Source organism: Oceanospirillum beijerinckii DSM 7166 (assembly GCF_000422425.1).
Classification (GTDB): Bacteria; Pseudomonadota; Gammaproteobacteria; order Pseudomonadales; family Halomonadaceae; genus Oceanospirillum; species Oceanospirillum beijerinckii.
This window is the reverse complement of record NZ_AULT01000071.1, coordinates 1-13,452: the sequence shown is the minus strand read 5'-3', so window position 1 is coordinate 13,452 and position 13,452 is coordinate 1. Positions and strand designations below refer to the sequence as shown.

General features: G+C 46.1%; 17 protein-coding genes, 1 tRNA gene and 2 rRNA genes. 6 read left to right on the top strand and 14 right to left on the bottom strand.

The genetic code is table 11. The annotated features are described in order from the left end of the window. The 4 genes from H579_RS0117685 to mntA all read right to left on the bottom strand — a co-directional run. Positions 1–216, bottom strand: a 216-nt coding sequence (locus tag H579_RS0117685) for a transposase (protein ID WP_028301789.1), incomplete at its 3' end; no start/stop codon positions are given. A gap of 174 nt (positions 217–390) precedes the next feature. Next, positions 391–942 carry a 1,6-anhydro-N-acetylmuramyl-L-alanine amidase AmpD gene (gene ampD / locus H579_RS0117680; RefSeq protein WP_028301788.1) on the bottom strand — a complete coding sequence of 184 codons (552 nt, stop codon included), beginning with the start codon at positions 940–942 and terminating at the stop codon, positions 391–393. Then, on the bottom strand, positions 942–1,436 hold the full coding sequence (locus tag H579_RS0117675) for a DUF86 domain-containing protein (RefSeq protein WP_028301787.1): 495 nt from the start codon (positions 1,434–1,436) through the stop codon (positions 942–944). Before H579_RS0117675 ends, ampD begins: the two co-directional genes overlap by 1 nt. An 85-nt stretch (positions 1,437–1,521) precedes the next feature. Then, positions 1,522–1,923: a type VII toxin-antitoxin system MntA family adenylyltransferase antitoxin gene (mntA, locus tag H579_RS26275; RefSeq protein WP_051227819.1), complete on the bottom strand. Its 402-nt coding sequence runs from the start codon at positions 1,921–1,923 to the stop codon at positions 1,522–1,524. Between the two features lie 205 nt (positions 1,924–2,128). Between mntA and nadC the strand changes: the two genes are divergently transcribed. The 3 genes from nadC to H579_RS0117655 all read left to right on the top strand — a co-directional run bounded on the left by nadC (position 2,129) and on the right by H579_RS0117655 (position 3,832). After that, positions 2,129–2,974: a carboxylating nicotinate-nucleotide diphosphorylase gene (nadC, locus tag H579_RS0117665; protein ID WP_211224744.1), complete on the top strand. Its 846-nt coding sequence runs from the start codon at positions 2,129–2,131 to the stop codon at positions 2,972–2,974. A gap of 191 nt (positions 2,975–3,165) precedes the next feature. Beyond that, entirely contained in the window at positions 3,166–3,480 is a 315-nt protein-coding gene (locus tag H579_RS0117660) for a nucleotidyltransferase family protein (protein WP_051227815.1), read from the top strand. Next, a complete protein-coding gene (locus tag H579_RS0117655) occupies positions 3,470–3,832 on the top strand; it encodes a HepT-like ribonuclease domain-containing protein (protein ID WP_028301784.1) in 363 nt (120 codons plus the stop codon). The genes H579_RS0117660 and H579_RS0117655 overlap by 11 nt, the downstream gene beginning before the upstream one ends. Before the next feature lie 36 nt (positions 3,833–3,868). On the opposite strand, the gene H579_RS26270 is transcribed toward H579_RS0117655, so the two are convergent. The 4 genes from H579_RS26270 to H579_RS0117635 form a co-directional block, all read right to left on the bottom strand. Then, positions 3,869–4,396, bottom strand: coding sequence for a 2-thiouracil desulfurase family protein (locus tag H579_RS26270; protein WP_036566611.1), 528 nt, complete (start codon positions 4,394–4,396; stop codon positions 3,869–3,871). A 221-nt stretch (positions 4,397–4,617) separates the two neighbouring features. Then, the gene (mtnC, locus tag H579_RS0117645) at positions 4,618–5,313 is read right to left on the bottom strand and encodes an acireductone synthase (protein ID WP_036566610.1); all 696 of its coding nucleotides are present in this window, start codon (positions 5,311–5,313) and stop codon (positions 4,618–4,620) included. Continuing rightward, positions 5,310–5,864, bottom strand: a complete 555-nt coding sequence (locus tag H579_RS0117640; protein ID WP_028301782.1) for a 1,2-dihydroxy-3-keto-5-methylthiopentene dioxygenase — start codon at positions 5,862–5,864, stop codon at positions 5,310–5,312. Before H579_RS0117640 ends, mtnC begins: the two co-directional genes overlap by 4 nt. Further along, positions 5,861–6,487, bottom strand: a complete 627-nt coding sequence (locus tag H579_RS0117635; protein ID WP_028301781.1) for a methylthioribulose 1-phosphate dehydratase — start codon at positions 6,485–6,487, stop codon at positions 5,861–5,863. Before H579_RS0117635 ends, H579_RS0117640 begins: the two co-directional genes overlap by 4 nt. Positions 6,488–6,657: 170 nt before the next feature. Between H579_RS0117635 and tsaA the strand changes: the two genes are divergently transcribed. Continuing rightward, on the top strand, positions 6,658–7,356 hold the full coding sequence (gene tsaA, locus H579_RS0117625; protein ID WP_028301780.1) for a tRNA (N6-threonylcarbamoyladenosine(37)-N6)-methyltransferase TrmO: 699 nt from the start codon (positions 6,658–6,660) through the stop codon (positions 7,354–7,356). 88 nt (positions 7,357–7,444) lie between these two features. On the opposite strand, the gene H579_RS0117620 is transcribed toward tsaA, so the two are convergent. Beyond that, positions 7,445–7,654, bottom strand: coding sequence for a cold-shock protein (locus H579_RS0117620; RefSeq protein WP_028301779.1), 210 nt, complete (start codon positions 7,652–7,654; stop codon positions 7,445–7,447). 695 nt (positions 7,655–8,349) lie between these two features. On the opposite strand from H579_RS0117620, the gene H579_RS0117615 reads away from it, so the two are divergent. Continuing rightward, positions 8,350–8,426 (top strand) — tRNA-Ile (locus H579_RS0117615). Between the two features lie 152 nt (positions 8,427–8,578). Here the strand turns inward: H579_RS0117615 and H579_RS0117610 are convergent. The 3 genes from H579_RS0117610 to H579_RS0117600 all read right to left on the bottom strand — a co-directional run bounded on the left by H579_RS0117610 (position 8,579) and on the right by H579_RS0117600 (position 11,285). Continuing rightward, positions 8,579–9,199 (bottom strand): hypothetical protein, encoded by a 621-nt coding sequence (locus tag H579_RS0117610; protein WP_028301778.1) that lies wholly within the window; start codon positions 9,197–9,199, stop codon positions 8,579–8,581. Between the two features lie 74 nt (positions 9,200–9,273). Next, entirely contained in the window at positions 9,274–10,017 is a 744-nt protein-coding gene (locus tag H579_RS0117605) for an OmpA family protein (RefSeq protein WP_051227814.1), read from the bottom strand. Then, positions 10,014–11,285: a hypothetical protein gene (locus tag H579_RS0117600; RefSeq protein ID WP_028301776.1), complete on the bottom strand. Its 1,272-nt coding sequence runs from the start codon at positions 11,283–11,285 to the stop codon at positions 10,014–10,016. The genes H579_RS0117605 and H579_RS0117600 overlap by 4 nt, the downstream gene beginning before the upstream one ends. A 225-nt stretch (positions 11,286–11,510) precedes the next feature. On the opposite strand from H579_RS0117600, the gene H579_RS26265 reads away from it, so the two are divergent. Further along, the gene (locus tag H579_RS26265; protein ID WP_211224743.1) at positions 11,511–12,734 is read left to right on the top strand and encodes an HD domain-containing phosphohydrolase; all 1,224 of its coding nucleotides are present in this window, start codon (positions 11,511–11,513) and stop codon (positions 12,732–12,734) included. A gap of 146 nt (positions 12,735–12,880) precedes the next feature. Here H579_RS26265 and rrf (H579_RS0117585) read toward each other — a convergent pair. Further along, positions 12,881–12,996: ribosomal RNA gene (gene rrf, locus H579_RS0117585) — 5S ribosomal RNA — on the bottom strand. Between the two features lie 184 nt (positions 12,997–13,180). Continuing rightward, positions 13,181–13,296: ribosomal RNA gene (rrf, locus tag H579_RS0117580) — 5S ribosomal RNA — on the bottom strand. Positions 13,297–13,452: the final 156 nt, after the last annotated feature.

The window sequence follows — 13,452 nt, the reverse complement described above, 5'->3', positions numbered from 1 at the left end:
TCCGGTGGCATAAGCGTAGATGAGCAGGGATAGTAGTAGAGAAGGGTGATAGGCTGCACTGCCTCTCCCGCGATATGCTCCCTGGATGGCTTGCAAATCCAGACTATCGACAACCTCTACAATAAAGCGAGCTAAATGATCTTCAGGCAGCCAGTCATCAATAGATGGAGGAAGTAGATAAGGCGTTTGACGATCGATGGTACGAAAGCGACTCATGATATATCCTGCTGGAACCTGAAAAGGGCTATTATCCTAGATCTGGGTGAAATGGGCTAATAGTCCGACAGGCTGCTAGAGTACAACACCTACCAGAGTACAACACTACGTTGAATAAGCCCTTTTAGGCTGAGTAGTTTTTGATACTTATCACTTAAAAAAGAGCGCTTACAGTCACGTTTGTAATGACGCCTGTAATAACGCTTGATAAACCGACCAATCAAAAGCAGGCCCCGGATCAGTTTTACGACCTGGAGCAATATCACTGTGACCGACAATATGCTCAGGCAAAATAGAGGGATAGTAAGAGATGATTTCAGCACTGATCTCGGCCAGTCGTGCATACTGTTCTGAGGTATACGGACAGTCGTCATAGCCTTCCATCTCAATACCAATGGAAAAATCATTACAGTTTTCCCTGCCCTGAAAACTGGATTTACCCGCATGCCAGGCTCTTTTATTTAAAGGCACAAATTGAATTACTTCACCATCCCGACGGATAAATAGATGGGCAGAGACTTCTACCCCTCGGATCTCATCAAAGAAAGGGTGCAGGTCATGGTCCAGACAATTAGTAAAAAACTGCTCAACATAAGGACTACCAAATTGCTTCGGTGGCAAACTGATATTATGAATAACCAATAAATCCAATACTTGATCAGGTCGTTCATTGTAGTTGGGTGAAGGTACGCGTTTGGCTTGCTTGAGCCAGATATCTTGGGCCATTAAACATCGTCTTCTGGCAGAGTAGAAGTCTTCAATAATGCTTGGCAAAGCTGCTGAATATACTCTCTGACCTGTACATATTTACGCTGCTTCAGCACAGGTTCAATTCTTTGCCAATCCAGATTGAGATAATCATGCACAATCACATTACGGGTGGCTATCGCTCCTCGCATCGCTTGAATATCGGGTAATGCCTTACCGGATAAACATTCATAAACACGCTCAATACAAGCACGGGATTCCGCTGTTACAGGCTTTTGATGCTGCCTCAACCAATGTTTTGAACAACCAATAGCAATTTCAGCCAACACCTGTAAGCTCCGCTCAACGGCACTGCGTTCGTTAAAAGTAAGCTGTGTGATTGCTCCTGTTTCGATTGTAGAACCTGGCTGGATCTTGGCGCTGAGTTCATCCAAACCGGCAATATGCTGATCAGCTTGCTCCATTACGGCATAAGCATAAGCTCTATGATCTGTTTCATTCTTTTGATTCATTTAAGAAGTGCCTGTTTGAAAGCGGTTACCAGAATTAAGGGCATTTATTGTTTAGTGACTGGCCAGCGATTTGAATACAAAACGATTAACCCTTGTACTCAAGGCCCTGCTCACGCTCAAATTGATATTTATAATGCTCCCACATTGACCAGATACGCTGCATTTCCCGATGCAAACGTAGGTTATTTGGGCAAAATAATACCTGCCCCTGATCAATCACATTAATGGCCAGTGGAATGGGGATGTGATTTATATCCACTACAGAGATCTGCTCCCCGGTCAACTGCCTGAGCTGATAAGCCAAGTCATCCAGCCAGACATAGTCACCGATCATATCGCCACACAGAGCAACTGCCAGATCGTAATCACTATCCGCTTCAGATGTGCCTTTGGCACGTGAGCCATATAACCAGAGCACCTCCACTGCATCCTGCTTAGAGCAGAATTGAACAATCTGTTTCATTACATCCTGAGAATCGGCAGTCATATTGATGGCTCACGGGAATCAGACAACATTGGATAATAGATAAATTATCATAAACATAGCAACGAACCACAAGGCGGGCATCACTGCCCCCTCTTTAGTCGCCGCGATTTCCAGTAAAGATTGTCTGTTTTTACCCCATCCCCTTATAATGGCTGTTTGTTTTTTTCGTTATTGCAACTCGCTATCCACTGCGCTGAGGTTGATTATGTCCATGCCGTCCCTGTTAGAACAAGATATTCCCGCTCAGGTTGCCCGTGCAATTGCTGAGGATGTAGGGGATGGGGATATTACCGCACAGCTGATTCCTGCAGACCGTCAGGCCCGCGCCCGTGTGATCACCCGTGACGATGCGGTTCTGTGTGGCACCGCTTGGGTCAACGAAGTCTTTAAGCAGATCGACCCTGAGGTCAAAATCATCTGGCAAGCGAAAGAGGGTGAGCGCGTTAAGCGTAATCAGGTGCTTTTTTATCTGGAAGGCCCTGCCCGTTCTCTGTTGACTGGTGAGCGCTGTGCACTGAACTTTGTGCAAAGCCTGTCCGGTACAGCCACCCGCTGCCGTCAATATGCAGATCTGGTAGCAGATACCCGAGTACAGCTGCTGGACACCCGTAAAACCATTCCAGGTCTGCGTCTGGCACAGAAATATGCTGTGACCTGTGGCGGTTGTTATAACCACCGTATCGGTCTGTATGATGCCTTCCTGATCAAGGAAAACCATATTACCGCTTGCGGTTCGATTGCGGCTTCTGTAGAACGCGCCCATGAAATCGCACCGGGCAAACCCGTTGAAGTCGAAGTGGAAAATCTCGACGAACTGCAAGAAGCCCTGGATGCGGGTGCCGATATCATTATGGTGGATAACTTCTCACTGGAGATGATGCGCGAAGCAGTCGGTATCGCAGACGGTAAGGCTAAGCTGGAAGCCTCAGGAGGCGTGACCCATGAAACCTTACGCGATATCGCCCTGACCGGCGTAGACTATATCTCTATCGGTGCATTGACCAAGGATTGTGTTGCGGTTGATCTGTCAATGCGTCTGGTTGAGATTTAAGTCTCTTTTCTGCAGAGTGTGCCCTTTGTGTAGTCTATGTTGGCTAAGGCACACTCTTCTCCTTTCCCCCACCACATACCGATAAACACCACCTCACAGCCACACACGATCTTGCATACCCTGAACGACTCTCGCTATTATTAAGCGACTATATTCTTTACCCTGTTACCTATATGACAGAGGATAGGCTTATGTTGACGCTGATTGAACACAACAGATCTCGGATTATTGATGCCTGTCAGCAGTTCCAGGTACAGCGCTTATCTCTGTTTGGTTCTGCAGCAACCGATCAGTTTAACGAACAAGCGAGTGATATTGATCTGCTAGTAGAGTTCAATGCTCAATTAAAGCCCACGGAATACTCAGCCTGTTACTTTGGCTTACTCAGTCATCTTGAAGTATTACTCGACCGGGATATAGATTTGCTAACTCGCTCTTCACTGAAAAACCCTTATCTTAAAGCGAGTATCGAATCCACACAGCAGGTGCTGTTCGATGCAGCTTAAGAGCACAAAGTATCTTTATGATATTGAAGAAGCAATTCTTAAACTCGTCAGATTTACCCAAGATAAGAGCTTTGATGATTATCTCAAAGACGAGTTATTGCAATCGGCTGTGGAAAGGCAGTTTGAAATCATTGGTGAGGCTGTAAATAAGCTTAGCCAACAAGCCCCAGAAGTTGCCAACCATCTATCTGATAAACGAAAGATGATCAGCTTTCGCAATATCCTGATTCATGCTTACGACAGCATAGACCCCATGATTGTATGGGGTGTACTTGAATCTGATCTTGATCGGCTCTATCAAGAAATCAAACAACTGATGAACAATAGACGATATAGAACACAGAAGGGATAGAAGACGAGAGGATTGAGAGAAGATAGAAACAGCCTATCAGGCTGTTTCTAATTGAGACTCACACTGATCATCCAGCTGTTGGATATAGCGTTGCGCTTCATCCAACTGATGTTCGTTAAACACCTTTACACCCGCTTCCGTTAAGGCTGCCGCTGTAACACCCTGACCGTCACGCAGTTGACGCTCAAAGGTTCCGGTGTAAATTTTCTCATTACCGCAGGATGGGCTATTAGCCTTCAGGATCGCCACCTTAATATTGTTTTCTTTCACCAGTTCAACAATACGGCGGGCACCCCGGACAAAATATTGGCTGACATTGTGGCCCTGCTTGGTAATCACTTTGCCTTGTTCGTGATAGATATCCTTCCCATCAAAACCTGCTTCAATCTCTGCCGCAGGACGAGGTACTAGAAGTCCACCAAGGGTTTCCGGGCATTGGGCAATCACTCGACCATCCGCTTGCCACTGATCTAAAACCGCGTGGAATACCGGACGGGAGGAACCATCATAACGTACACGCTCACCCATGAGACATGCACTGATAAGCACTTTAGTTCCGCTCATAATTTCTTCCAAGTACTAAAAAAAGCAGTCTATCAGGCTTTGCTGCAGGACAACAGGGTAAAAGATAGCCAAAAACAGCATCTATTATTGGATCAATACAATCAAGAATACGGAATAAGGCAAGATAGCAGGTAAACCAGGCCAGATAACGCAGTTTAGACAAGGGCGGTGCCTCACACACCGCCCTTTATAAACAGCCCCAGCTATGGGAAAGGTTAAGCTTAGCTCAACTGGATCTGATCAAAGCTGGCGACTTGAGCATGATCTGCGGTTTCCATCCCTGCTTCACGTACCAGCTGAACCGTTTGCATACCCACTTGTTGAGCCGCATCCAGCTCGGCTACGACATCGGACAGGAACAGAATCTGCTCTGCAGGCAGTGCTAACTGTTTCGCAATGGCTTGATAAGAAGCGGATTCTTTTTTGCCCCCAACCGTGGTATCAAAGTTTCCTTCAAAGAGATCATTTAGATCACCGAAGTCGCTGTAGCCAAACAGCAGTTTCTGAGCATAAATCGAGCCCGAAGAATAGATAAACAGGCGTAGGCCATTTTTATGCCACTGCTGTAGGCAGTCATGGGCATCGGGATAAACATGGCCTTTATAGGCCTCTGTTTTATAACCGTTTTCCCATACCAAACCCTGTAGTGCTTTCAGTGGCGTAATCTTTTTATCCTGCTCAATCCACTGTAATAACTGCTCGACGACCGCTTCAATATCGGCTTCAGGCTGCCCCATCTCGGCACGTACTACCTCGACTTGCTCAGCCACAGCGGCTTGCTTGTGGTTTTGGCGCACAAATTCCGGCAGATGCTGCTTGGCATAGGGAAACAGCACCTGATGCACAAAATGGATCGAACCGGTCGTACCTTCAATATCCGTTACAATGGCTTTGATATTGGCCACAGACACACTCATGCGCTCAGCTCCTCAAAACGCGGAAAGCCATCAGCAATCTTATCTTCGGTGTATTGTGCCACCCACCCTTCTGGATTAGTAAACAGACGGATACAGGTAAAGTCCGGGTTATCACCCATATCAAACCAGTGCTTGGCACCGGCAGGCACAGAGATCAGGTCTTCCTGCTCACAACCGACCACAAATACCTCATTGTCCAGATGCAGATAGAACATACCCGAACCGCGGACAAAAAAGCGCACTTCATCTTCACTGTGAATATGCTCAGACAGGAACTTCAGACGCAGCGCGGCTTTATCCGGGTGATCTGGCGTTAAGCTGATCACATCGGCGGTTTGAAAGCCATTGTCTTGTTTCAGACGTGCGACTTCATCAGAATACGCTGCCAGAATAGCCTCCTGATCCGCCCCTTCTGTCAGCGGCTGATTCGCCTGCCAGCGCTCAAAACGTACACCTTTTTCTCCCAGAGCGGCTTGAATGGCAGCGCCCTCAGTCAGCGACTGTTTTACCTGACCCGGCTGGTCAGCATCACAAATATTCAGAAAGCTCATCGTGTCACCTTTAACATTTCCAGCTCACAGGCCATCAAAAATTCCATCGCTTCGATATGGCGTAGGGTATCCGCCATCGTTGCACCCCAGGTATACAAACCATGCCCCCGAATCAGGTAAGCCGGTGTCATGGGATTCATCTCCAGATAACTCAGGGACTGTGCCGCCAGAGTACGGATATCCTGAGTATTTTCAAAAATAGGGATCACCAGCTGACCTTCATGGGTGTCAATGCCCGGAAAGGCCTTTTGCAACTCATAACCTTCCAGTACCAGCGCATCCTGATCGGCCAGCAAGAGGGTCAGTACCGTTGCCGCCTGGGAGTGAGTGTGCAGGATCGCGCCAATATCCTGACGCCATTCATACAGCACGCAATGCAACAGGGTTTCGGCAGAGGATTTTAACTGAGACTGAACGGGATGACCGGCCAGATCCACGACCATAATATCCTCGGCCTGAAGTTGGCCCTTATGTTTACCGGACACGGTAATGGCCAGATTCTGTTCATCAATACGAGCTGAGTAGTTACTGCTGGTGGCCGGTGACCAGCCCTCGCCATAGAGAAACTGTCCGGCTGCAATAATCTCCTGCGCCTTAGCAGCATAGGTTGCCAAATCTATCACGGAATACCCCTTATATTTCTGCCTCGGCGGGCATCTTGTTCAATGAGCGCATTGTCCCATAAGCTGCCATTCAGGCAAATCCTGACGCTATTTTTTTCGGATAAGCTGATGCTTGATTGTTCTGGGGCTGGTTTAGGATAATAGCCGCTTTTTCCAGCATCGGTACCAGCATGAAGTTTGAATTTCAAGCCATAGGTTTTATCCAATCCTGCTATAAAGAGAAGTTTGGCATACCCCGTCAACCGGGTTTGGCTCCTGCGGCCAAGGGACAACTTAAGCTTGTTGCGCCTTTTAATCACCCGGATGCGGTACGTGGACTGGAGAAAAGTACTCATATCTGGCTGCAATTTGTTTTTCATCAATGCCAGCGTGATCACTGGAAACCCACCGTACGTCCACCCCGTTTAGGTGGTAATGAACGCATCGGTGTGTTTGCCACCCGCGCTACCTTTCGTCCTAACCCGATTGGATTATCCGTCGTTAAGCTGGAAAAGATAGAAATCGACGGTCAGGACGTTACTCTTCACCTGAGCGGTTTAGACTTAGTGGAAGGCACCCCGATTCTGGATATCAAACCCTATATCCCTTACGTGGATCAGGTCTCCGAGGCAGAAAATACATTAGCCAGTGAGAGTCCTGAAATACTGCCCGTTATCTGGAGTGAAACCGCTCAACAGCAACTGATCAATTATGAAGGGCAATTTGGCAGCTTTAAAACGTTGGTAGATCAAGTTTTACAGCAGGATCCCAGGCCCGCATATCGCAAAAACCAATCAGAAGAGAAGGTGTATGGGATTCAACTGAACGAAGCTAACGTTCGCTTTAGTGTCAGCGACCAGGTTGTCACTGTACAGGCCATTGAGTTTTAGGACTGAAGCAATACCAATACGCTTTTAACAAGACAAAAAATACCCGCAGAAGCTGCGGGTATTTGTTCGAACTGGTTGTAAGACGATCTTACAGTACAGTTACGTTTTCAGCTTGAGGGCCTTTTTGGCCTTGAGTTACTTCAAAGCTTACTTGCTGGCCTTCATGCAGTGTACGACGGCCAGAACCGTTAATGGCACGGAAGTGTACGAACACATCGCTATCACCTTCACGAGAAATAAAGCCAAAACCTTTTTCGTCGTTAAACCATTTAACGGTACCAGTAATTACACCTGACATAACGTCCTCTTTCAATCTCACTTGCAACCCAGCTACTGGGTAAAAAAACTTTTATGGTTCATCCAAAGGACGTTCCATCATTGACCACTGCACTCGTTGAGCCAGCATCTCTATTAGAGCATGTCTTTATGTCTTTACAACTACTTTTTACAAAAAAGTTCATTTTTTTATAGCAAATTTAGAATTTCTCTAGAAAGATTATCTAACTACTAGCGGCAGTTTCAACCATTTCATTGGGTGAAAGCTCTATAAAACAAGTGTTTTTTGATTGATTTCTTCTAATTACAATAATTTATTACTAAAGTTTTATAGGCAGGCCTTATGACTAACTTGGCGACACCATGGTAAAGAGAAATGCTAAAAGTGCATGACATTGACGAAGAACACTCTTATTTTCATTCTCAACAAGCTTGCATCTGTTAATGAAACCTTCATTACAGTAACTGCAAGCCGTCTCGGTTTTACCTGCTAAAGACCAAAATGTTATCGCCACTACATAGGTAAGACAGCTACTGACGGCATATAAAGCAGAGTTCTCTTGTTCTGTCAGCGACTGGGCAAAACTTAACGCCAACCCGGCATCTATCACTTTATTCCCACTTGTCTTTTGCCTACTTTTTATTGAAATATCAAAAGTTTGCTTACAAAAGCACTAGCTAAACGAGCAAAGCTTATGTAAAATACCTATCGCTTTAGGGCCTATAGCTCAGTTGGTTAGAGCAGTGGACTCATAATCCATTGGTCGCAGGTTCGAGTCCTGCTGGGCCCACCACGAATTCGATAGAAAAGCCTCTGAAGTGCTGTGCACTACAGAGGCTTTTTTTATGTCTACCTTCCCTATACAAACTCGGTTGATGGGAGCAGAAGTACCAACCCTATACGCAGTTTTCATAAGCAAACCGTCGCCATTAGCATAAATACTCATTATTGATCGGACACTCTCCTTCTTCTCCGTCCACTGGCTGGCTCATTAACCGTCTCGTGCAGTAATTCCTTTTTAACAGACAACGTTAAATTACGGATAGGATATAAAGTATACACTTTAAAAAAGTCTGTTAATTCAAAGTATCGTAATAGCTGTTCGCTGTAACGAATACGGCGGTTACGGGTCAGACTGAAGCCTTTATAGCCCAACATGGCCAAACAATCCGGGCAAACAGACAAACTGCGTCGCTTTTGATGATTCAACACTGGGAAAGGGGAGTGCAGGCAGGTTGTTGCTACTAATGGTACTTGGGGTGAGCCAAAATCAGCCGACATTTCCAATTTAGGACATAGCGCGACATGGAAATGCTGCTTTTTGCCCTTCTCATACATTTGCTCAAAAACAACAACACGACCATTTTTTACCGCCAATGTCATATCCGGCAAAATGCGCAGTTGGCTGAGTGTTATCGCTATCCCCTGATTTTCCAGACGGGAGCGCTCTTCACCTGTTAAGTGCAAAGCGGGATCAAACAGCTCAAAATGCCCTAACTTCCTGGCATCCATCTGTCGACGTAACTCTAACAACGGCTCAAACTGATCAAAGTCAGGCAGTTGCATAACGCCCCCTTTGGTCAAGGCCAGTGCTACCAGCGATACGGATAAACGACAAAGATAATAATCCGGGAGAGAAACTAACGCTCATCTTTCAAGAAGCCCTTAAGGATTTCCGTAATTCGGGAGTCGGCATCAGTCACCAAGCGAAACTCAACCCGACGGGAACGCTCACTATTTTCTTCGCCAAAGGGATTAATCACCAATTTCGATGACGATAGGCCATTCGCAGTCAGGCGACCTTTTAACCAAGACTTCTCATGCTCCACATCCGCCAACTCCAGCACATAGCCCAAGGTTGAGCGTGTCCGAGCCTGGGATAAGCGCATATTTTTAATGTAGGCTTCATCTTCTGTCTTTGCATTGGTCCAGTCACTGGAGGTATGACCTTCTATTCTCACCTCTGAGATATCTTCCCGGTATTTTTCTGAGGTGATGATCCGGGTATAACGGGGGAAAAAGTCGGATAAGATCTCTGTGAACTCAGGCTGAAGTGATGACTTACCGACATCAAACATCACATCAGTGTTATAAAATTGAAGGCTCAGATCCTCTGCTTTTAACTCAGCTCCCCAGCGGGGCAAGTCGTCTTTAAACTCCTCATAAAGATCCTGATACAGCTCATCCCTTAACTGCTGATAAAGCAACGCCACTTCTTTAATTTTTTCTGTTTCCCGCTCCAGGATGACCATATAGGCCACCGCCACCAGCAGAAACACCATCATCAAACCAGCCATCAGATCACTGACCGCCACCCAGTGCGCGCCTTCTTCCTGACTCAGGTTTTCTTCATCTTTTTGCTGATGATCTAACCGGTTATTCACGCTTTAGGTTTCCGTTCCTGAGGACCTGGCAAACTATTCGCCATATCCACCACTTGTTTCAACTTATCCGTCAGCGGCAAGTAGTCACTGACAAATTTTTCCGACAACGCCGTTAACTGACAACCAAAGGTTTGCAGCGCGTGTGTCAGCTCTTTCTCCATAGCGTTATCGATACGGACCAGCTGCTGTTCATTACGATCCAGCATTTTCAATAAGGTATTGCTGTGACTGGCATTGACCTTCTGCATATCATCCAATAACTGTTGATTAACAGTAATCACTGTCGCTTCGATCGTATTAGCAGTACGTGTCAGTAGCTGATTCATCTGCTGATGACTGGTTTCAATGCCATTAGCCAGATCTTCAGTCAAAATAAGAATACGCCCTTCCAGAGCAGGCAAACCATCGGAGGCTTTACTGACCAGATTGGCCAAACTATCAAGATAACTGCCTAAGGCTTCCGACTGCTGCTGCAGACCTGTCATTACATCACCCAGCCTGTCTGAAACCTCATTAAACGCTTGAGTATGCTGTACCATGGTTTTATAAGCTTCTGTCGCTTTATCCAGCACCTCTCCATTGGCTTGCTGTTGAGACAGCAACTTAGCCAACTCTCCCTTATAGTTCTCCTGCCAATGCACCATCTGACCCACAGCTTCATTCAGCTGACGGAAATTTTCACCATACTGCACAGTAATCTTGTCATTAAAACTGGTCATCAGATCAGTAATGGCACTGGTCAGGGCAGTGCTGTTCGCTTCTACCATCTCTTGTTGATACTGACCAATCACCTGCTCCAGGCGCCCCAGATGCTGTTCTAATCCGGTCGTCGTAGATTCCATACGGGCACCGATTTCAGACAAACCGGATTGCTGCAAAACATGGCGGATATCCCCTAACAGCGAGGCCAGATCATCCACAGTGGCTCCCGTATAATTCGCTTCGGTTTCATAACTGCGTACATGGTGAATCACATGACGTAGCTTGATCGTCATCGCTGCCAGCAAGCCAGCAATAGAAGACCAGAACGCTGTTTTCAGGCCTTCAATCAGTGGTGGTACACTGCCCTCGATATCCCTGCTATCAAAATCCATCAGACCTAAAGCTACACCCAGGAAAGTACCAAATATACCGATACTGGTCAGAATAGAGGGGGCGGCATTGACGGTACGCAAGGAGTACACAGGGCCATGAAAATACACTGTTAGCGCCAAAATAATGACAATAACCGTGAGTGTGAGTGGAGAAAAAGCAGTCAACAGATCCATAACATTCGCTTTGTCAAAGTGAGGTCCTATTATGGCGGGTAATTTTGCCATAGAAAACGGGTAAACCAGTGCATTAACGCACTGTTTTTACAAAACAGCTACACTAATTCCATTCAGAGCCCATCCAATTATTGATAGAATAACAGGTATAAAAAAAATATCTTTTTAGGAAAGCCTATTGTGCCCAATCTTTTGTTTAAAAATATCACCCTGATGATTTCAGACATGATGGACCAGGTTGGGCTGGACGACACCCAGCATGGTAAAAGGGTGGCCTTTATGGCTACTCAATGTGCTCGTTACGTATCATTTGAGCACTTTGATCAGGTTGATATTTTCACTGCTGCACTACTGCACGATATTGGCGTTTCTTGCAGCCAGGAGCATGAGCTACTGGTCACTATACTGGACTGGGAGAAAGCTCAAACACATTGCCTTGATGGTGCGGTACGCATGAAGAGCCTGCCATTTTATGCTCCTTACGCTGATGCTATCTATTACCATCATACCCACTGGCAAACGCTAGCTGATGAGCAACAGGTTTCTCAAGATAGTAAAAGCCTGGCCAATCTGATCTTTCTGGTGGACCGCGTGGATGCACTTTTGTTCCAATATTTGCAGCAAAACCCCGATGATGAAGCGATTCATGCCCGTAATACTATTCAGCAGAATATTCAAAGTCTACCGGGATATTTTGCTCCTGAGCTGGTCGAAGCCTTTCTAAAAGCCAGTGCGGTGGATGCTTTCTGGTTCCAGTTGGATGCGGCGCATATTCCCCGCTATATGAACAGCCAAACTCTTGATCGCTCGATAGAGTTGAGTCCACAGGATGTAGAAGCCGTCGCTTTTATTCTGGCGGCTGCGATTGATGCCAAAAGCCCTTTTACTGCGGAGCACTCCACCTTGGTAGGCGAACTGGCCTATTTCCTAGCCCAGCAGTTTGGACTCCCTGATAGCCGCTGCCAACAACTGAAGTTGGCGGGTTATCTACATGATATCGGTAAACTGCATATACCAGATAGCATCCTGGAGAAAGAAGGTCCACTGACCGAAAAAGAAACCATCGCTATGCGCCGTCACGGTTTTGAAGCCAGAGATATCTTACAACAGGTGGAGCACTTTAGTGAAATCGCCGATTGGGCCTGCCATCACCATGAATTCCTCGATGGTAGTGGTTACCCCTATCAACTCACAGCAGAGCAGATTCCTACTGAAACCCGAATTTTAACCATCGCCGATATTTTTCAGGCATTAGCTCAAAAACGCCCTTATCGCGACTCAATGACCCAACAACAGGTAATTAGCGTACTGGATAAGCTAGGTGCGGAAGGTAAAGTGGATACCATTATTCTGGAATTGGTACACCAACATGCAAATGCCTGTTGGCAGCTGGCGAATGGAATCTCTGCTCAAAGCCCAATTAAGAGTGATGCTATACAGGCTAAATAGGGAGTACAGAAATTAACTTCAAATAACCGACCTCAGCTTGAACTTTCGACTTTATCTCTTTGCTTTCTTTCAAGCAGTCGGGTTTGCTGGCTTCGCCGAGTAAACAAAAAACCCCGATCATTTCTGATCGAGGTTCTTAATTTGGCGCTTGATAATGTCCTACTCTCACACGGGGAGACCCCACACTACCATCGGCGCTGAGCAGTTTCACTTCTGAGTTCGAGATGGAATCAGGTGGTTCCTACACGCTATTGTTATCAAGCAAAACTGGAAGCAATCGCTACTTTTCTTTAGTTTGAACATCTTTTGGTTCAAACATTTGTAGCCATTGACTAGAATTCTGCCGCCTTGACTTTCTTTATCTGAAAATTCAGGCCGTTATTTAAAGTAAAACCCCAGCTCACTGAGCTGGGGTTTGCTGTCTTTTCTAAAAAGACTAAATAGGCGCTTGACGATGTCCTACTCTCACATGGGGAGACCCCACACTACCATCGGCGCTGAGCAGTTTCACTTCTGAGTTCGAGATGGAATCAGGTGGTTCCTACACGCTATTGTCGTCAAGCAAAAAAGGTTGTAGATTCGTGCCGAGATGTCTTTGTACTCTTTATTAAGAGCTTTATTCCAGTCTTGCTAATTATCTATTCTGAACTGTAATCTTTTCGCGTATCCGGTGACTTCATACTGTTTTCAGTATGTTGTCTATCGTTTAGCAAAGCTT